The organism is Petrotoga olearia DSM 13574 (assembly GCF_002895525.1).
GTDB lineage: Bacteria > Thermotogota > Thermotogae > Petrotogales > Petrotogaceae > Petrotoga > Petrotoga olearia.
On record NZ_AZRL01000016.1, the window covers coordinates 126,426 to 145,721 of the forward strand.

General features: G+C 35.6%; 18 protein-coding genes and 2 pseudogenes. 7 read left to right on the forward strand and 13 right to left on the reverse strand.

Annotated elements, in window-relative coordinates; translation table 11 throughout:
- Nucleotides 1-17 precede the first annotated feature (17 nt).
- From X929_RS06090 to X929_RS06105, 5 genes and pseudogenes are all read left to right on the forward strand, one after another.
- Nucleotides 18-1,055, forward strand: a complete 1,038-nt coding sequence (locus tag X929_RS06090; protein WP_103067145.1) for an ABC transporter permease — start codon at nt 18-20, stop codon at nt 1,053-1,055.
- 10 nt (nt 1,056-1,065) lie between these two features.
- A pseudogene (locus X929_RS09910) lies at nt 1,066-1,200 on the forward strand (ABC transporter permease); the annotation flags it as partial.
- Between the two features lie 447 nt (nt 1,201-1,647).
- Nucleotides 1,648-2,391: pseudogene (locus X929_RS09915) on the forward strand (ABC transporter permease); the annotation flags it as partial.
- Nucleotides 2,392-2,410: 19 nt separating this feature from the next.
- A complete protein-coding gene (locus tag X929_RS06100) occupies nt 2,411-3,430 on the forward strand; it encodes an ABC transporter ATP-binding protein (RefSeq protein ID WP_103067147.1) in 1,020 nt (339 codons plus the stop codon).
- Nucleotides 3,430-4,608: an ABC transporter ATP-binding protein gene (locus tag X929_RS06105; RefSeq protein WP_103067148.1), complete on the forward strand. Its 1,179-nt coding sequence runs from the start codon at nt 3,430-3,432 to the stop codon at nt 4,606-4,608. Before X929_RS06100 ends, X929_RS06105 begins: the two co-directional genes overlap by 1 nt.
- 33 nt (nt 4,609-4,641) lie before the next feature.
- Here X929_RS06105 and X929_RS06110 read toward each other — a convergent pair whose 3' ends face one another.
- Genes X929_RS06110 through X929_RS06120 form a run of 4 tightly spaced genes read right to left on the reverse strand, consistent with a single transcriptional unit; the run spans nt 4,642 to nt 6,749 of the window.
- On the reverse strand, nt 4,642-5,097 hold the full coding sequence (locus X929_RS06110; RefSeq protein ID WP_103067149.1) for a SoxR reducing system RseC family protein: 456 nt from the start codon (nt 5,095-5,097) through the stop codon (nt 4,642-4,644).
- Nucleotides 5,069-5,992, reverse strand: a complete 924-nt coding sequence (gene thrB, locus X929_RS06115; protein WP_103067150.1) for a homoserine kinase — start codon at nt 5,990-5,992, stop codon at nt 5,069-5,071. Before thrB ends, X929_RS06110 begins: the two co-directional genes overlap by 29 nt.
- Before the next feature lie 23 nt (nt 5,993-6,015).
- Nucleotides 6,016-6,192 (reverse strand): hypothetical protein, encoded by a 177-nt coding sequence (locus tag X929_RS09695; protein WP_169924979.1) that lies wholly within the window; start codon nt 6,190-6,192, stop codon nt 6,016-6,018.
- Entirely contained in the window at nt 6,189-6,749 is a 561-nt protein-coding gene (locus tag X929_RS06120; RefSeq protein WP_103067151.1) for an RNA polymerase sigma factor, read from the reverse strand. Before X929_RS06120 ends, X929_RS09695 begins: the two co-directional genes overlap by 4 nt.
- Before the next feature lie 273 nt (nt 6,750-7,022).
- On the opposite strand from X929_RS06120, the gene X929_RS06125 reads away from it, so the two are divergent.
- Together X929_RS06125 and X929_RS06130 are read left to right on the forward strand one after the other, a co-directional pair.
- Nucleotides 7,023-8,318, forward strand: a complete 1,296-nt coding sequence (locus X929_RS06125) for a Glu/Leu/Phe/Val family dehydrogenase (protein ID WP_103067152.1) — start codon at nt 7,023-7,025, stop codon at nt 8,316-8,318.
- A gap of 109 nt (nt 8,319-8,427) precedes the next feature.
- Nucleotides 8,428-8,868 carry a hypothetical protein gene (locus X929_RS06130; RefSeq protein WP_103067153.1) on the forward strand — a complete coding sequence of 147 codons (441 nt, stop codon included), beginning with the start codon at nt 8,428-8,430 and terminating at the stop codon, nt 8,866-8,868.
- Here X929_RS06130 and X929_RS06135 read toward each other — a convergent pair.
- The 9 genes from X929_RS06135 to ilvB are packed head-to-tail and all read right to left on the reverse strand — an operon-like array spanning nt 8,857 to nt 19,292.
- On the reverse strand, nt 8,857-10,038 hold the full coding sequence (locus X929_RS06135) for an aminotransferase-like domain-containing protein (RefSeq protein ID WP_103067154.1): 1,182 nt from the start codon (nt 10,036-10,038) through the stop codon (nt 8,857-8,859). The two genes, X929_RS06130 and X929_RS06135, sit on opposite strands and share 12 nt — an antisense overlap.
- A 51-nt stretch (nt 10,039-10,089) precedes the next feature.
- Nucleotides 10,090-11,670, reverse strand: a complete 1,581-nt coding sequence (gene cimA / locus X929_RS06140; RefSeq protein WP_103067155.1) for a citramalate synthase — start codon at nt 11,668-11,670, stop codon at nt 10,090-10,092.
- Nucleotides 11,671-11,676: 6 nt separating this feature from the next.
- Nucleotides 11,677-12,726, reverse strand: coding sequence for a 3-isopropylmalate dehydrogenase (locus X929_RS06145; RefSeq protein WP_103067156.1), 1,050 nt, complete (start codon nt 12,724-12,726; stop codon nt 11,677-11,679).
- Nucleotides 12,727-13,221 (reverse strand): 3-isopropylmalate dehydratase small subunit, encoded by a 495-nt coding sequence (gene leuD, locus X929_RS06150; protein WP_103067157.1) that lies wholly within the window; start codon nt 13,219-13,221, stop codon nt 12,727-12,729. It abuts the gene before it with no gap.
- Nucleotides 13,218-14,477 (reverse strand): 3-isopropylmalate dehydratase large subunit, encoded by a 1,260-nt coding sequence (gene leuC / locus X929_RS06155; protein WP_103067158.1) that lies wholly within the window; start codon nt 14,475-14,477, stop codon nt 13,218-13,220. Before leuC ends, leuD begins: the two co-directional genes overlap by 4 nt.
- Nucleotides 14,478-14,502: 25 nt before the next feature.
- Nucleotides 14,503-16,035, reverse strand: coding sequence for a 2-isopropylmalate synthase (locus X929_RS06160; protein ID WP_103067159.1), 1,533 nt, complete (start codon nt 16,033-16,035; stop codon nt 14,503-14,505).
- 31 nt (nt 16,036-16,066) lie between these two features.
- Entirely contained in the window at nt 16,067-17,059 is a 993-nt protein-coding gene (ilvC, locus tag X929_RS06165) for a ketol-acid reductoisomerase (protein WP_103067160.1), read from the reverse strand.
- 29 nt (nt 17,060-17,088) lie between these two features.
- A complete protein-coding gene (gene ilvN / locus X929_RS06170) occupies nt 17,089-17,586 on the reverse strand; it encodes an acetolactate synthase small subunit (protein ID WP_103067161.1) in 498 nt (165 codons plus the stop codon).
- Entirely contained in the window at nt 17,583-19,292 is a 1,710-nt protein-coding gene (gene ilvB / locus X929_RS06175) for a biosynthetic-type acetolactate synthase large subunit (protein ID WP_103067162.1), read from the reverse strand. Before ilvB ends, ilvN begins: the two co-directional genes overlap by 4 nt.
- Nucleotides 19,293-19,296 lie beyond the last annotated feature (4 nt).

Genomic DNA, 19,296 nt, shown 5'->3' on the forward strand with positions numbered 1-19,296 from the left:
AGCGGAGGTGTTTTCTTTTGACAACATACATTATCAGAAGGTTGTTATTACTACCTTTGATTATGTTGGGTGTGACGTTAATAGTTTTTTCTATGCAGCAATTACTCGGACCTTTGAAACTTTTATCTACTTATGTTGATCCAAATACTTATGCTAAATTATCCGATCAGGATAAAATCATTTTAATGGAGCAGTATGGTTTGACTGATCCCTTGCCAGTTAGATATGGCAAATGGATAGGGAATTTGCTCAAAGGTGATCTTGGATGGTCTGTAGTAGGGAAAGAACCAGTTCTTGACGCTTTATTACATAGATTTCCTTATACAGTAGAATTAGCACTTTATGCTCTTTTCCCTATAATAGGAGTTGGTATTTGGTTCGGGGTTACCGCTGCAGTTCATCATAATTCATTCATAGATCAAACTATTAGAATATTCGCTTTAATTGGTTGGTCCTTACCAGATTTTGTCTGGGCAATCTTAGTCTTATTGATATTTTATATTGGCTTGGGATGGTTTCCACCGGGTAACCTGAGCTTATGGGCAGATGAAGTAGTAAAAAGCGCCGCTTTTAATAACTACACGAATCTTTTGACTATAGATGCATTACTCAATGGAAGGATCGATGTATTTTGGGATGCTTTAAGACATATTTTAGGACCCATTATTGCTATATCTTGGTTATGGTGGGCTAATCTATTGAGGATCACCCGATCTTCGATGTTGGAAGTCCTTAGAAAAGATTACATAAGAACAGCAAGATCAAAAGGGTTGCCAGAAAAAATAGTTATAAACAAACATGCCAGAAGAAATGCTCTAATCCCTGTTGTAACAACCGCAGGTCAAATGGTTATTGGTTTGTTGGCTGGAGTTGTTATAGTAGAGATGGTCTTTGTTAGAACGGGTTTAGGATCCTTTGCTGCAACAGCTGCTCAAACACTTGATTATGCTTCTATAATGGGTGTTTTATTATTTACTTCTTTTATTCTTATTGTAGGAAATCTTATAATCGATGTATCTTACGCTTTTATCGATCCAAGAATCAGGTTAGGGTGAGGTGAAAATTGTGAATGAAGAAACAAAAAGGGCTTTGAAACGTTTTTTTACTAATCCTTCTGCTATCATTGGTTTTTCTATATTAGTATTTTTCATAATTATAGCTATATTTGCACCAGTAATAGCACCTCCTCATTTACCAAGCGAAAGAAACTTGAAAAGAGCCCTTGAATTAATAAATGCTGATCCAACAGAAAATAAAGATTCTATTATTCAAGAGTTTCAAAACTATTGGGAAGATACATATTTTTTTGCTGAAATGGATTATCAAGATATGACAAATTTGATGGAAAGCGTTAAAAAGTTTGAAGATGGGGAAATTGAAAAAGAAGTGTTAAAATCTGAAATTAAAGGATTAGTTGATATGTATGTTCTAAGTATGTCATACTACGATGATTTTGATGAAGATACTAACGGTGTAATCAGAAGATTGAGGAAAGAATATGAAAATGTAGTAGAAAGGTATGAAAGGTCTATAGAACTTTCTGAAATGATCAACGGTTTGCAATCACTCGAAGGGCAAAATTTAAAAAATGAATCCTTAAAAGTTTATGAAACATTAAACAAAGATTTTCTCAACTCAATTGAATTCGATCCCTTCTTGATTCCCAACGTGGTTTCAACATTAGAACCTATACCACCATCTCCCGAACATCCTTTTGGGGTAGTAAATCAAAAGGATATCTTTTATGGTGTTGTATGGGGAAGTAGAACCGCTTTTCAGATAGGCTTGGTAGTTGTTTTAATATCAACCGCTGTCGGACTTTTTATAGGTTCTGTGGCTGCCTATTTTGGGGGTTGGCTCGAAGAAGTTTTAATGAGAATCACGGATATCTTTATGTCAATACCTTTTATGCTTGCCGCTATGGTTTTAACAACTATTTTAGGGCTTGGAGTTAGAAATATGATGATTGCTTTGATAGTTTTTGGTTGGATGGTAACAGCAAGATTGATCAGAGGGAACATACTCCAAGCCAAAAACGAACAGTACGTTATGGCTGCAAAAGCCCTTGGGGTAAGGGATGCGGCAATTATAGTCAAACATATCTTACCAAATACGATATTTCCAGTTTTGATAAACGCTACAATGAGGATCGGATCGATGGTTATCACTGCAGCAGCTTTGAGTTTCTTGGGCTTAGGTGCTCCACAAGGATACGCTGATTGGGGATCAATATTATCGTATTCAAGAGACTGGATCATTGGAGGTACAAGCCCAGGCCAGTACTGGTTCACAATCTTATATCCTGGTGTAGCTATGATTCTTTTTGTCATGGGTTGGAATTTACTGGGGGATGCCTTAAGAGACGTTTTCGATCCAAGAATGAGACGATAAAGTGAGAGGAGGAAGCTTTTTGAAAGATAACAATAGCGAACCTATACTTCGTGTTGATAATTTGCATGTTCACTTTAAGACAGAGGACGGTATAATAAAGGCAGTCAATGGTGCCAGTTTTGAGCTTTATCCGGGTGAAACCTTGGCGATAGTTGGAGAATCTGGTTCAGGTAAAACTGTTACCGCATTGAGTACCATTAGGCTACTAGACGAAAACGGATGGATCGCTGAAGGGGAAATACAGTACAAAGATATGGATGTTCTGTCTTTATCGTACAATCATCTCAGAAAGATACGAGGTAAAGAGATCTCCATGATCTTCCAAGAACCTATGACCGCTTTAAACCCAGTTTATACTATTGGGGAGCAAATCATGGAATCTCTTGAATTACATCTTAATATGAGCGAAAAAGAAGGCAAAAAAAGAGCGATCGATTTATTAAAAAAAGTCGGTATTCCTGAACCAGAAAGGCGAATCGACCAATATCCTCATGAATTGTCCGGGGGAATGAGACAGAGAGCCATGATCGCTATGGCTTTAGCTTGCAACCCTTCCATCCTTATAGCAGATGAGCCAACTACTGCACTGGATGTTACCATTCAAGCACAGATATTGGAACTCATGAAGGATTTACAAAATGAGTTTAAGATGGCAATAATCTTTATTACACATGATCTTGGAGTAATTGCCGAGATGGCTGATAGGGCGTTAGTTATGTATGGGGGAGAAGTGGTTGAAAGTGGTGAAATTAAAACAATCTTTAAAAGGCCACGTCATCCATATACATGGGGGTTGATGAATTCTATCCCCAGAATAGATAAAGACGAAGAAAGATTACTTTCAATTCCTGGAGTTGTCCCAAACCCCTTGAACTTTCCAAAGGGTTGTAAATTTTCAAATAGGTGTTTCTTTGCTGACCAAAAATGTGTAGATGAAGATCCAAACTTGGAAGAAATAGAAGATCGCCATTTTTCCCGTTGTTGGCACATAGACAAATTATTAGAAAATATGAACAAAGTTAAAGAAGGTGAAGTATAGTGCCAAATAGTGACAAAGTAATTCTAAAAGTTGAAAATTTAAAAAAATATTTTCCAGTTAGAGCAGGTGTATTCAAAAGGACTGTTGCTAACGTATTAGCTGTAGACGATATTAGCTTTGAAATAAAAGAAGGAGAAACTTTGGGGCTTGTTGGAGAATCTGGTTGTGGTAAAAGTACAACGGGAATGACCATCCTAAGATTATACGAACCAACATATGGACGAATTATAATGGAAGAACAAGACACTACACCTTGGTTTATGAAAAATACCACCATTAATAAGTATGTTAAAAAGATTTATGCAGACAGATTCGAGAAAATGAAAAAAGAATTAGGTTCGGAAGAAGAAGTTATTAAGAATTTGGATAATGAAATAGATAAAAAATACGCACAATTATATTTTCAAAATGGAGTAAGAGAAATAAAGAAAGATTTATCGGCTAATTTAAACGAAAAGAGAAGATACTTTAGAAAGAATGCCCAAGTCATCTTTCAAGACCCATATTCTTCGTTAAATCCAAGAATGAGAGTACTGGATATCATAGGCGAGGGTATGAAAGTGAATAAAATGGGTACATCTTCTGAAATAAGGGATAAAGTTGCCAATTTAATGGAAACAGTAGGGTTATCCAAAGATTATGTATATAGATATCCACACCAATTTTCTGGTGGGCAAAGACAAAGAATAGGGATAGCACGTGCTTTAGCATTGGACCCAAAATTAATCATTTCTGATGAAGCTGTTTCCGCTTTAGATGTTTCCATTCAATCTCAGATCATAAATTTAATGGTTGACTTGAAAAACGATTATGGCTTAACCTATGTTTTTATAGCTCATGATTTGGCCGTTGTGAAACACATAAGCGATAGAATAGCGGTTATGTATCTCGGAAAGATAGCTGAATTAACCTCGAAGAAAGATCTTTTTGATGAGCCGTTGCATCCTTATACGGTTTCCTTGATGTCTGCTATTCCCATTCCAGATCCGGAAGTTAAAAAGAAAAGAGTGGTTTTACAAGGTGATGTACCCAGCCCTCTTAATCCCCCTTCAGGTTGTAGGTTTCATCCTCGTTGCCCGATTGCCAAGGATATTTGTAGCAAAGAAGAACCATCCCTAAATGAAATTAAACCAGGTCATTATGTATCATGCCATTTCCCTGGTCAGTTTAAAATTTAAAAGCTTGGGTTTTTACCCAAGCTTTTTAAAACCTTAAATTTCCCCTTTTTTGTTCAATTGTAGATCTAATTTTTTCTCCAACTTTTGTAATATGACGGGGAGATATCTGTCTTTTAATTTTTTACTGTCATACTGATGAATTAAAAAATAAGTAATTCCCATCCCTAAAATACCAGCAAAAAAAGAGATGATATCAGAAAAATTCAACGTATAAAGTATGGAAACTATAGACAAGAAAACGATTAAAGGAATTCCATACGCTAGAAATGAAAGTTTCACTACTGGAACTTCAGGCATTTCTACAATTACTTTATCTCCTTTTTTTACATCGACTTTTTCTGCTTTTTTAGCTTTTAACTTCAACTCGTTTGAACCACCTAATAGCGTACAACCACCTTTCATTGCACAGCTTTCGCATTCTTGTGTCCTTGTGGTTCTCAAATATACGTAATTATCATCTTTATCGATAACATCCATTACTTCTCTCATCGTTTAATACCTCCAATCCTTGATGACATATGTCAAAAACAGTTACCGTGTAGCTTTGGTCAAAGTGAGAAAGAAATTGGACGATCTCATTTTCAATATATTTATAATCTCTATCTAAAATTGCCATGATTGTAGGTCCAGAACCACTCAAGAAATAACCTTTTGCACCTATTTTCATCAATTTAAACGTTATTTCTTCCCAGTGGGGGATAAAGTCTTTACGATAGGGTTGATGGATCATATCTTTTGTAGCTTCTGATAAGTTTTCAAAATTTGACGTTACAAGTGAAGCCACTAGAAGGCCAACTCTACTTATATTAAACACTGCGTCTTCAAGGGGAACACTTTTTGGTAAAAGTGAACGAGCTTTTTTCGTAGAAAAATGTAAATCAGGGATAACTGCTAATAACTTCAAATGAGTTGGTAAATCCATTTTTACATATTTAACTTCTTTTTCCAACAAGCACCCTACCGTTAATCCTCCAACTAATGCAGGTAAAATATTATCGGTATGTCCATCCATCGTAGCTGCTAAATATATTATTTCTTCTTTCTTTAAAGGACTATTAAGAAGTTCATTGGCAGCTGCCAGACCCCCAGCTATACACGCCGCACTGCTTCCTAAACCTCTTGCAATAGGTATATTATTAATAAGATTTATGCGAAGACCTTTTGGGTGGAAATCTACTGTATCAAACAATCGTTTCATTGCCTGATAAACCAAATTATGTTCGTTAGTTTCGACGTGAGCTAGATCTTCTACGGGAGCGTGAATTTCAAGGCCACCATTAGTTTCTTCGACTTCTATGATATTGTACAATCGTAAAGCTATTCCTAAACTGTCAAATCCCGGTCCTATGTTAGCAGTTGTTGCTGGAACTTTTACTCTGATCATTTTTTCAACCCTTTCATAAAGACTTATCCTATATTAAGTTTATTTTTAACGTTGTTGATAACAGATTTTTCGCAGGAAAAATATGTCTTAATTATGTTCTTGTATAGATTGATTATTTTCTTACAGTTATCATTTAACTCATCTTCCTTGATTTTCCCCTCAAAAAAATCGTTCAACAATTCTTCTTCTTTTTCGTTCATACTAAGTTGGCCTCCTCTATGAATTGTCGCAATTTTTTTCTCGCATAATGCAGCTTACTTTTTACAGTCCCTAAAGGGATTTCCATTATCTCAGCAATTTCATTGTAACTCATACCATCGATATCTCTTAACTTAATCAGTAGTCTTTCTTCCTTGTCTAGTTTTTCCATTATATTTAAAATCATTTGGTAATCAAGCTCTTCTAGTACTTCATTTTTTACATTTGTATTGGAGATTGCTTGTATATTAGGATTTTGATCGGTTTCATCTTCAAAATCCACAGAAGTTTCTTTGCTTCGTTGATATTTGCGAGAATAATTTTTTCCCACATTGACAGCTATTCTGTAAATCCAAGTAGACAATTTGGAAAGGCCTTTAAATCCATTTATCCCTTTAATAATTCTTATAAACACCTCTTGAAGTGCATCTTCTATTTCATCATGGTTAACGTAATTTTTTAAAACCCCATAAATTTTTGGCGCATACTCTTCGTATAATTTTTTAAACGCATCGGAATCATTTTTTTTAAGATCTTCAATGAATTTTTCCTCTGTCATTTTGACTCTCTCCCATAATAAATTGTTCATTTTATTATACCATAAATTGTTAGGGCGATTCTATGAAAAATATTTCTTGAAATTTTTTTCATAGTTGACAAAAATGTCGATAATTGTTCCTAAATTCATATAATTTCTTCTAATCGCCTAAGAATAGATTTCTTTGGATTTGAAACTATGAGAAAAAAGGGATAAAATATTTATGTACAATAAAAGTGAGTTTTATATTTTAATAGAAAGAGAGAAACAATTAGAAAAAGGAGGATTCCAAAGATGGAGGAAACAAAGAAAGTAAGCTTATTCGATAACGCAGTTAAGCAATTTGACAGAGCCGCTAGAATCATGGAATTAGATAGAAATTTAAGAGAAGTATTGATCAAACCAAAAAGAGAACTTACTGTTAATTTCCCAGTACGCATGGATGATGGGTCAATCAAAGTTTTTACAGGTTATAGGGTACAACACAATGTTTCGAGGGGTCCAGCAAAAGGTGGAATTAGGTACCATCCAAATGTTACATTAGATGAAGTTAAAGCCTTAGCCTTTTGGATGACTTGGAAGTCTGCAGTGGTGGATATACCCTATGGTGGGGCTAAAGGCGGCGTTACCGTGGATCCGTTTAAACTTTCAGATTCTGAATTAGAGAGATTATCACGAAGATTTTTCTCTGAAATTCAAATCATAATAGGTGAAGAAAAAGATATTCCCGCCCCAGATGTAAACACTGATGGCCAAATAATGAGTTGGTGGATGGATACATATTCGATGAATATCGGACATACTACTTTAGGTATAGTCACAGGAAAGCCTTTAGAGATTGGAGGTTCTGAAGGAAGAACAGAGGCAACGGGAAGAGGAGTAAATATATGTATTGAGGAAGCTGTAAAGTATTTGAGAGATAAAGGAAAGCTAAATAAAAAAGATGAAGAAATAACCGTTGCTATTCAAGGTTTCGGTAACGTAGGTTCTTACTTAGCTTTGACCCTTACAGAAGAAACTAAATTTAAGCTAGTCGCAATATCTGATTATAGTGGTGGTTTTTATAAAGAGTCCGGTTTCACCTCAGAAGAGATTCGTAAGTTAATGGATAGAACTAGAGGTAGAAAAGCATTGTTATTGGATGTTAACGAAGAAGGTTATAAAGAGATAACGAACGAAGAATTATTGAAGCTAGATGTCGATGTTTTTGCCCCTTGTGCTTTAGAAAATGCAGTGAATGAAGATAATGCAGATGAAATAAGAGCAAAACTCATTGTTGAAGGAGCTAACGGGCCATTAACTCCAGAAGCCGACGAGATATTATTGTCTAAAAATGTCTTCATAGTACCGGATTTCTTGGCAAATGCTGGTGGAGTAACAGTTTCGTACTTTGAGTGGGTGCAAGGGCTTCAGTGGAATTTTTGGGAACTTGAAGATATCAGAAAGGCCCTTCATAAAAAGATGAAGAATGCATTTTGTGATGTTGCTCAAACGATGGAAAAGTATGAAGTTGATATGCGAACTGCTGCTTATGTGAGAGCCATCGAACGTGTGGCAAACGCTACAAAGTTAAGAGGAATCTATCCCTGATAAGAAATAACAAAATATACCCCTTCCTTAATTATTTAGGAAGGGGTAATTTTTTGGTTACTTTGTTTAAGTAAAATAGAACGAGTTTATTTAATAAAGGGGTGGAAAAATGGCTTTTACATTAATTTCGGTATTCATAAACTCTATAATTGGTTTTTTTCTGGTTGATATGTTATATTGGATTTTTTCACTAGTAATCTTAGGTATTATACTTTACATTTCCTGGAGAAAAAATATGTACAGCAAATTGGGTAACTTTATTTTATTAGTAGGGATTTTATTTTCTTTTTTTGGGTATTTAAATAATTTTAATCCGTCTTATTTTTATCTATTGATTAACGTGTCTGCCTTTTTCGCTGTTCTTTATACGGCTTTTAACAAAAAATTATTGATTATCTTATCTTGGTTGTTAAATGGTTTTTCTCTGGGATACATCATCGCATCTTTGAGAAGCTTAAATTTAGGCATTATATTTGGTATAATTATTTTCCTTATTGGATTAAGAGATGCGTTTTTGCCTAAAAAGTTTGATGAACATTTAAATAACTAACTCTTGTATTGCAGAGGTTAACCTTTTTATACCCTCTTCGATGTTCTTTTCATTAGCACAGGAATAATTTAGCCTCAAGGTGTTTACATTGTTCTTATTGATGTAAAAAGGGTCTCCAGGAACGAAGGCTACCTTTTTTTCTATAGCTTTGTCAAACAACTCAAGAGCGGAAATGTTGTTTGGTAAAGTTATCCATAGAAACATTCCACCTTGTGGATCTGTATACTCTACGTTTTTGGGGAAATATTTTTTGATACTTTTTATCATGGCATTTTTTTGGCTGCCATACCTCGTTTTTATGTTTATTATATGTTTGTCTAGGTCGTTCTCTTTCAAGAACTGGTATATTATTCTTTGCCCTACGTAATTAGAATGAAGATCAGCACCTTGCTTAGCGGTTACAAGATTCTCCAACACATCTTTAGGAGCCACCACCCAGCCTAGTCTAAATCCTGGGGCAACAATTTTTGAGAATGATCCTAAAAGTATCGTTTGTTCAGGTATCAATTTTTTGAATGAAACATTATCTTCCCCTTCAAATCTTAACTCTCCATATGGATCATCTTCGATAAGGTAAATATTGTGATTTTTCAATATTTCAGCTATCTTTTCTCTATTTTTATTTGTATAAGTGATTCCCGAAGGATTTTGAAAATTGGGGACGGTGTACAGTAATTTTGGTGAAAACTCTTCCAAAACATCTTTTAATTCCACTAAATCGAGTCCTTCTAGACATAGTTTAACTGGTTTAAAATTCTTGGTGTATACCGATAATGCCTGTATAGCTCCTAAATAGCCAGGTTCTTCAATTGCAATAAAATCATCTGCATTCAAAAATAATTTTCCAAGTAAGTCAAGGGCTTGTTGAGAACCATGAGTAATTAAAACATCATCTTGTGTTATGTTTAAACCTTTCTTTTCATTGTATCTATTGGCGATAAATTCTCTTAAAGGTGGGTATCCTTCTGTGGTACTGTACTGAAGTATCTCTTTGCCGGAATTATCAAACTGGTAAACAGCCGCATTTTTTATCTCTTCTATTGGAAATAAATCAGCGTTTGGTAAACCGCCGGCAAATGAAATTATTTCCGGATCATCTATTACCTTAAGTATTTCTCTTATAAAAGAACGAGGAACGTTTTTCATACGATTAGAGTATATATTTTCCATTTTTTTCTCTCCTTCTGGGAAGTTTTTATCACAATTGGCCCTGTTATCCTTTTAATGTTCTTTAACGGGTAAAAAATTATCTACAAACAATCCATATTCTACACTGTCTAACAAGGCTTTCCAACTGGCCTGAATTATGTTAGTTGAAACACCCACAGTAGTCCAAGTTTTATCAGTGTCTGAAGTTTCTATTAAGACACGCACTTTCGCGGCGGTTCCAGAAGTACTGTCTAACACCCTTACTTTGTAATCTATCAATTTCATGTTTTTCAGGGAGGGGAAAAAGTCTTCTAAAGCCTTTCTTAATGCCTTATCTAAAGCATTCACAGGTCCGTCACCTTCAGCGACGGCATGGACGGTTTCACCATTTATTTTTAATTTGACAATTGCTTCTGTTCCAGTGTCTTCGATAAAATTGTAATGAAGAATGTTGAAATTCTCCACTTGAAAATTTGGGACATACTCAAAAAATTCTCTTAATACTAAGAGTTTTAAAGAAGCGTCAGCACCTTCAAATTGATATCCATCATGCTCATATTCCTTTATCTTTGATGTTAACTTTTTGAACTGTTCTTCAGAAAATTGGGTAATATCAAAGCCTAATTCTTCTAGCTTTGATTTTAAATTACTTTTTCCTGATAACTCTGAAACTAATATTCTTCTAGTGTTCCCCACCCATTCTGGAGATATGTGTTCATAAGTGAGAGGATTTTTAAGAATGGCGCTAACATGGACACCTCCTTTATGTGTGAAGGCGCTTCTTCCTACATAAGGTTTCCTATTGTCAGGAGTTAAATTAGCAACTTCAGTTACGTAATTATAAAGTGAGGTTGTTTTTTCTACATTTATTTTTGGTAATTTAAACCCGTATTTAAACTTCAAGTTAGGTATTATAATACAAAGATCCGCATTACCGCATCTTTCCCCCAGACCTCCCACCGTTCCTTGTATTTGTTCAACTCCTTCTTCAATAGCTGTAAGAGAATTGGATACAGCGAAACCGGAATCATTGTGAGCATGAATGCCTAAAGGTATTTTTATTTTTTCTTTTACCGTTTCTATTGCTTCTTTGATCTTTGAAGGTGTTTGTCCTCCGTTTGTGTCACACAAAACGGCAATTGAAGCACCGGAGTTTTGTGCAACTTCTAACGTTTTAATGGCATATTGTTGATTATGGTTATAACCATCAAAAAAGTGTTCGGCATCGAAAAATACCTCTAACCCTTCTCTTTTTAAGAAGGTTATCGTATCTTCTATAAGTTTTAGGTTATCATCAAGAGAAATGCCCAGTGCCTGAGAAACATGGAAATCCCAACTTTTTGCAAATATAGTAACTATTTTTGCCCCAGAAGAAACCAATTTTAAAATGTTTGGATCATCTTCGGCTTTTATTCCGTATCTTTTTGTAGAGCTAAATGCAACTATTTCACTATTTTTAAATGATATATTTTGAACTTTTTTAAAGAATTCTTCATCTTTAGGGTTAGACCCTGGCCAACCACCTTCGATGTAGTCTATTCCGTACTCATCTAATTTTTTAGCTATCTTTAATTTATCTTCCACAGTTAGAGAAACATTCTCACCCTGGGTTCCGTCTCTTAAAGTGGTATCAAATAATTTAGGTTCTTTCAATTTGGTTCACCCTCTTTTTAAGATTTTGACAATTTCGTCTCCTACTTCACTGGTACTTAAATTTCCCCCCATGTCTTTAGAAAGTAAGTTTTCATCGATAGATATCTTAATCGCACCTTCAATTTTTTCTGATAAGTCTTTTCTTCCAAAATATTCCAACATCATCGCTGCGGCTAAAATTGCAGCAAGGGGATTTGCAATACCTTTACCAGCAATATCAGGAGCTGAACCATGAACGGGTTCAAACATGGAAACAGTATTCGGATTAATATTTCCTGAGGCAGCTAATCCCATTCCGCCCTGGAGTTCTGCACCCAGATCTGTAATGATATCTCCAAACATATTGCAGGTTACTATTACATCGAAAATTTCTGGATTTCGTACCATTTTCATCGTTATAGCATCTACATAGTAATGATCAGTCTGAACTTCAGGATATTCCTTCTTTAACTCTTCGAATACTCTCAACCATAATCCATGAGAATAAGTTAGTACATTACTTTTATCACAGAGGGTTAGTTTACCATTGTTATTTTTTGCATACTCAAAAGCATAACGAATGATTCGTTCTACACCTTTTCTAGTTGAAATCATCTCTTGTATTGCTACTTCGTCTTTAGTATCTTTTTTTAAAATTCCACCAATACCTGCATAAAGTCCTTCTGTGTTTTCTCTTATTACTGTAAAATTGATCTCGTTAACGCCCTTCTTCTTCAAAGGTGAAAACCTGTCGTTTAGTAGTTTTATTGGTCTTAAGTTGACATATTGGTCGAAATGAAATCGTAATTTTAATAGTATCCCATGTTCTAAGACCCCTGCTGGTACTCTTGGATCCCCTACCGCTCCCAAATAAATAGCGTCAAAGGTTTCTAATCTTTTCAATATGGAATCTGGAATTAATTCTCCATATTTTAAAAATCGTTCAGCTCCAATATCGAACTCTTCAAATTTGAGATTCAAATTATACCTATCTCCCATAAAATTTAATATTTTAAGACCTTCATTGATTACTTCCTTACCAATTCCATCTCCTGGTAGAACAGCTATAGACGGCATTTATTGAGTGACCTCCTTCTTGATCTTCTCTATCAAACCACCGGAAGATATTATTTCTTGAAGAAATTTCGGGTATTTCTCTGAATAATATTCTTTATTGTTTTTTAGATCTTTGATGATTCCATTGTCCAAGTCTATTTCTATTTCTGAACCATCTTCGATATTTTGGGAAGCATCTTTGGAAATAAGTATAGGTAATCCAATATTGATAGCGTTACGATAAAAAATCCTTGCAAAACTTTCTGCTATGACACAAGAAACACCTGCCGCCTTAATCGATAAGGGAGCGTGCTCACGAGAACTTCCGGAACCGAAGTTCTTTCCGGCTACTATAATATCTCCTTTTTTCACTTTTTTTACGAACTCTTTATCTATATCCTCCATGCAATGTTGTGCCAATATTTCAGGTTCTGGATTGTTTAAATATCTAGCTGGTATAATTACATCCGTATCAACATTGTCACCGTATTTGAAAACTCTCCCTCTGAACTTCACTTTATAACCTCCTCAGGATGAGTAATGTATCCGCTAATGGCAGATGCTGCTGCTACCGCAGGATTTGATAGATAAACTTCACTTTCCGGATGCCCCATCCTTCCAACAAAATTCCTGTTAGTCGTAGAGATTGCTTTCTCACCTTTTGCCAAAACTCCCATATGGCCACCAAGGCAAGGCCCACATGTTGGCGTACTCACAGCGGCTCCAGCTTCGATGAATATTTCAATTAAGCCTTCTTTTAGTGCCTGCATGTATATATCTTGGGTGCCAGGAAAAATAATGCATCTTACATTAGAATTGATTTTCTGTCCCTTAAGCACTTGAGCAGCAATTCTTAAGTCTTCTATTCTTCCATTTGTGCAAGAACCTATTACAGATTGATCAATTTTTATCCCCTTTGCTTCATGAACAGGTTTGGTGTTTTCAGGCAAGTGTGGAAATGCAACTTGCGGGTCTATATTTGAAACATCGTATTCGATAACCTCTTTATAAGTGGCATAGGGATCACTACTTACTGGTGTATACTCTCTTACTGCCCTTTCTATCAAGTAATTTTTGGTTTTTTCATCGTATTCAAATAATCCACATTTTGCCCCTGCTTCAATAGCCATATTTGCCATAGTCATTCTCGAATCCATAGAAAGATCTTTGATCGTATCTCCAGTAAATTCAATAGAATTATACAGTGCTCCATCTACTCCAATTTCTCCTATAGTGTAGAGTATTAAATCCTTTCCAGTGACCCATGGGTTTAGCTCACCCTTGTATACAATCTTTATACTTTCAGGAACTCGGAACCATAAGTAACCAGTAGCCATCGCTGCAGCCATGTCGGTGCTTCCAACACCTGTACCTAAACAGTTAAGTGCTCCATAGGTACATGTATGGGAATCTGCTCCTATAACGATCTCACCAGGCAAGGCTAGTCCCTTTTCTGGTATTAAGCAGTGTTCAATCCCCATCTTACCTATCTCAAAATAATTAAGAATATTCATCTCTTTTGCGAAATTTCTTATAAGCAAAGCATTTTGTGCGGATTTTATATCTTTGTTTGGAGTAAAATGATCTGGAACTATTGCAATTCTTTCATTATCAAATACTTGAGATAACCCTATTTTTCTAAATTCTTTAATGGCAACAGGAGTTGTTACATCGTTCCCCAGTACCAAATCTACTCTTGCATTAACAATTTCTCCAGGTTTAACTTCACTTTTATTTGAATGAGATGCAAGAATCTTCTCTACAATAGTCATCCCTTTATTTCCTCACTTTATCATTTTATTTTTTTGTAGTTTGAAGTTTTTTAGCCATATATTTATTCAAGGCATTTAGATAAGCCAAAGTACTTGCTTGGGTAATATCTGTTTCAACAGAATGGCCAACATACACTTCGTCTTCAATTTTGAGTTTAACGGTTGTTTCTCCTAAGGCATCGGTCCCCTCTGTAACGCCTTCTATCTTATACGAAATCAAAGTGATATTTTCTTCTTCAACTATTTCGTTTATTGCTTTAAATATTGCATCTATTGGCCCGTCTCCACTGCAAGCAGCTTTTTCTATCAACTCTTCACCTCTTGCTATCTTTATAGTTGCCGTTGGTAGTGTAGTGTTCCCCGTAGTGACGGATAAATATTTGAGTTTGAAATAATCCTCAGTTTTATATAATTCATCGTTGATCAATGCTTCAACATCAAGTGGATTCAAATTCTTTTTTTTACTGGCTAGATCTTTAAATTTAAGGAATAGCTTTTCAAAGGTTTCTTCATCTACATTGTAGCCAGATGATGTCAAAAACTCTTTTAAAGCATGTCTTCCTGAGTGTTTTCCTAAAATTAGTTTGTTTGAATTTAGCCCTATACTTTCTGCTTTCATTATTTCATAAGTAGTTCTTTCTTTGATAACGCCATCTTGATGAATACCAGATTCATGTGCAAAGGCATTTTTACCTACTATTGCTTTATTAGGTTGAACAACCATTCCAGTAAATTGTGAAACCATGTTGCTTAGTTTCAAAATCTTAGTTGTATCCTGCGTTACGACTAAATCTTCAAAATAATCTTTCCTGGTAACTAACGCCATTAAAACTTCTTCTAAGGCCGCGTTGCCTGCCCTTTCTCCTATTCCGTTAACTGCTACCTCTGCTTGATCTGCACCTTCTTTCAGGGCAGTAAGAGTATTAGCAGTTGCCATTCCTAAATCGTTGTGGCAGTGTACGCTTAATTCAATCTTTTCTATGTTCCTTGTGTTTTCTTTTATCTTTTTAATAAATTCACCAAATTCCTGTGGAATTACATATCCCACAGTATCAGGCACGTTAATTACCGTCGCACCAGCTTCTATGACTTTTTCAAAGAGTTTGTACAAAAACTCTAACTCACTTCTTGAAGCATCTTCTGCTGAAAATTCAATATTATTAGTATACTTTGCTGCATACTTCACGGCCTCAACTGCTCTTTCCAAAACTTGATCTTCATTCATTTTTAACTTGTATTTCATGTGAACAGGAGAGGTAGCAATGAACACGTGTATCCTTGGTTGCTCTGCCTCTTTGAGTGCTTCCCAAGCACAATCGATATCTTTGTAATTTGCTCTTGCTAAAGCTGCAACCTCAACATCTCTAATTTTTTGGGCAATGTTTTTTACACTTTCAAAATCACTACTCGAAGAAATAGGAAAGCCAGCCTCTATTACATCAACTTTTAACAAAGAAAGCTGTTCAGCTATTGCCAGCTTCTCGTCCATTGTCAAACTTACACCTGGAGATTGTTCACCGTCCCTCAACGTAGTATCGAAAATTTTTATTTTTCTCAAATTTGTTCACACTCCTACTTCATTAGATTTTTTAGCTTTCTATCCAAGGCATCATCGCTCTCAATTTCTCCCCGACTTGTTCTAAAAGAGAATTGTTGTCTTTTTCAGTTAAAGCGTTGAAAACAGGTCTATTAGCTTTGTTTTCTAAGATCCAGTCCTTTGCAAAATTACCATTTTGTATGTTTGCAAGTACCTCTTTCATGGTTTCTTTAACCTTATTATCGATAATTTTTGGCCCAACGGTAAGATCCCCGTATTGTGCGGTGTCACTTATGGAGTATCTCATCTTTTTTAGTCCGCCTTCATACAAGAGATCAACGATTAATTTCAGTTCGTTCAAGCATTCAAAATAGGCTATTTCTGGTTGATATCCCGCCTCAACAAGTGTTTCAAAACCTGCCTTGATAAGTGATGTAGTTCCACCACATAAGACTGCTTGTTCTCCAAATAGGTCCGTTTCTGTTTCCTCTCTGAAAGTTGTTTTGATAACACCTGCTCGTGTACAACCTATTCCTTTGGCGTATGACAAGCCCAATTCTTTTGCTTTCCCTGAAAAATCTTGATGAACAGCTAACAATCCTGGAACTCCTTTGCCTTCCAAATACATTCTTCTAACTAAATGGCCAGGGCTTTTAGGTGCAACCATAAATACGTCTACGTTTTTTGGAGGAACAATTTGTCCAAAATGGATATTAAAGCCATGAGAAAATCCAAGTGCATTGCCTTCTTCTAAGTTAGGTTCTATGTCTTTTTTGTACACCTCGCTTTGAACTTCATCAGGGATCAAAACTTGAATAATATCTCCTTTTTTAACGGCTTCGGATGTTTCGTATACTTCAAAACCATCTTTTTGGGCAGTTTCTTTACTTTTACTATCTTTCTTCAAACCTATAATTACTTTTAACCCGCTATCTTTAAGATTTTGTGCCTGAGCGTGACCCTGACTTCCATAACCTAAAACAGCAATAGTTTTATCTTTCAATAAACCTAAGTCTGCATCTTTTTCATAAAATGTTTCCACCATGACAATCACTCCTTAATTTTTGATTTTTATTAATTTGTCAAAACATTGTTGTTCATTTCTCTGTCCATAGCTACAAGACCTGTTCTCACGACTTCTTTAATACCAAAATCTCTCATTATTTCAATAAAGGCATTTATTTTATTTTCATCTCCAGTGATTTCTATTGTTATTGTATCAAGGGAAAAATCGACAACTTTACCTCTAAAAACGTCTACAACCTGAATAACTTGACCCCTTTGATTTTTTCCACAATTTACCTTGACTATTGCCATATCCCTCTCTATCATATTGCTTTGATTCAATTCGGTGATTTTTATAACATCTATAAGTTTGTAAAGCTGTTTTTTCACTTGTTCTAATGTATCTGTGTTTCCTTCGACAACTATCGTCATCCGCGAATACTCTGGTAATTCCGTCTCACCCACATTTAAACTCAGTATGTTAAAATTTCTCCTACTGAATAGACCAGATATTCTTGCCAAAACAGCAGGTTGATTATTCACAGTTACTGACAAGATGTGCCTCATGCGACCTCCCCCTGTTTTTCTTTCTCTCTTTTGGTCTTTTTTAGATCCATCATCTCTTTAATTGATGCCCCTTCTGGAACCATTGGGAATACGTTCTCATCTTGAGGAATAATGACGTCCATTAAAACTGGCCCATTGTAATTCAAAGCTTCTTTTAAAGCTATCTCTACATCATTTGTTTGTTCGATTCTTAACGATTTTATTCCATAGGCCTCACCTAATTTAACGAAATCAGGATTATCAAGAATCGTAGCTGAATATCTTTCATCAAAAAATAACTTTTGCCACTGTCTTACCATCCCTAAGGTTCCGTTGTTCAAAATGATTATCTTTACGGGGAGTTTGTTAGAACTTATTGTAGCCAACTCCTGTAGATTCATTTGGAAACTACCGTCACCAGATATGTTGATAACAGTTTTATGGGGGTTCCCTACCTGAGCACCTACACTGGCTGGTAAACCATATCCCATAGTTCCAAGGCCCCCAGAGGTTATGAATGACCTTGGCTTTGAAAAATGAATGTATTGTGCTGCCCACATTTGATTTTGACCAACTTCTGTTACTATAACAGTATTTTCATCACACAATTCATCCAATTTTTCAATCAAGTATTGTGGCTTAATACTGTTATCATCAAATTCGTAGTTAAGTGGATATTGCTTTTTCCATTCTTTTATTTGTTCGAGCCATTCTTCCCTTTCGACTGTTTTTATCAATGGAATTAATTTATCTAAAACGTTTTTTACGTTACCAACAATTGGAATATGAACTTTTACATTTTTATTGATTTCAGCAGGATCAATATCAATATGAATGACCTTTGCGTGTGGAGCAAATGTTTCCAATTTCCCTGTTACCCTGTCATCAAAGCGTACTCCAACTCCTATTATCAAATCTGCCTCAGATATAGCGTAGTTAGCATACATCGTACCGTGCATTCCTAACATTTTCAGAGAAAGTTCATGATCTTCTGGAAAAGAACCAAGCCCCATCAGAGATGTGACTACTGGTATCCTTCCCCTTATTGCCATATTAGTCAGTTGTTCTGAGGCGTTAGAATTTATAACGCCTCCACCAGCAAAGATAACTGGCCTTTGCGAAGTATTAATAGCCTCGGCTGCCATTTTTATTTGCATGTAGTTTCCTTCGTAAGTTGGTTGGTACCCAGGAAGATTAACGTTTTTAGGATAAATGAAATCAGCGTGAGATTTAAGAACATCCACCGGTAAATCAACCAGAACGGGACCTGGTCTACCGGTTCTGGCTATGTAAAAAGCTTCTTTTATAGTTTTAGCTAAATCCTTTACATTAGTTACCATGTAATTGTGCTTAGTTATAGGCAAGGTTATTCCTCGTATGTCTATTTCTTGGAATGAATCAGTACCTATAAGACTTGTCGGAGCTTGACCTGTAAAAGCTACAACTGGTACGGAATCCATGTACGCAGTGGCTAGTCCTGTAACTAGGTTTGTAGCTCCAGGTCCAGAAGTGGCTATACACACTCCAACCTTTCCCGTACTCCTTGCATAACCATCTGCAGCATGGGCAGCACCTTGTTCATGACGAACTAATATATGTCTTATAGGTGCGTCATAAAGTTCATCATAAAGTGGGATAACCTTCCCTCCTGGATATCCAAATACAACCTCAACCTTTTCCCTCAAAAGAGATTCAACAAATATTCTTGCCCCGGAATGGATCGGCATAAAA

Coding starts and splice junctions, on each gene's coding strand:
- leuC (WP_103067158.1), bottom strand. CDS start 14,477: ATGACTATTGTAGAGAAGATTCTTGCATCTCATTCAAATAAAAGTGAA.
- X929_RS09695 (WP_169924979.1), bottom strand. CDS start 6,192: ATGAACGAAAAAGAAGAAGAATTGTTGAACGATTTTTTTGAGGGGAAA.
- X929_RS06110 (WP_103067149.1), bottom strand. CDS start 5,097: ATGAGAGAAGTAATGGATGTTATCGATAAAGATGATAATTACGTATAT.
- ilvB (WP_103067162.1), bottom strand. CDS start 19,292: ATGCCGATCCATTCCGGGGCAAGAATATTTGTTGAATCTCTTTTGAGG.
- thrB (WP_103067150.1), bottom strand. CDS start 5,992: ATGATCAGAGTAAAAGTTCCAGCAACAACTGCTAACATAGGACCGGGA.
- X929_RS06130 (WP_103067153.1), top strand. CDS start 8,428: ATGGCTTTTACATTAATTTCGGTATTCATAAACTCTATAATTGGTTTT.
- X929_RS06125 (WP_103067152.1), top strand. CDS start 7,023: ATGGAGGAAACAAAGAAAGTAAGCTTATTCGATAACGCAGTTAAGCAA.
- X929_RS06120 (WP_103067151.1), bottom strand. CDS start 6,749: ATGACAGAGGAAAAATTCATTGAAGATCTTAAAAAAAATGATTCCGAT.
- X929_RS06145 (WP_103067156.1), bottom strand. CDS start 12,726: ATGCCGTCTATAGCTGTTCTACCAGGAGATGGAATTGGTAAGGAAGTA.
- X929_RS06135 (WP_103067154.1), bottom strand. CDS start 10,038: ATGGAAAATATATACTCTAATCGTATGAAAAACGTTCCTCGTTCTTTT.
- ilvC (WP_103067160.1), bottom strand. CDS start 17,059: ATGGTGGAAACATTTTATGAAAAAGATGCAGACTTAGGTTTATTGAAA.
- ilvN (WP_103067161.1), bottom strand. CDS start 17,586: ATGAGGCACATCTTGTCAGTAACTGTGAATAATCAACCTGCTGTTTTG.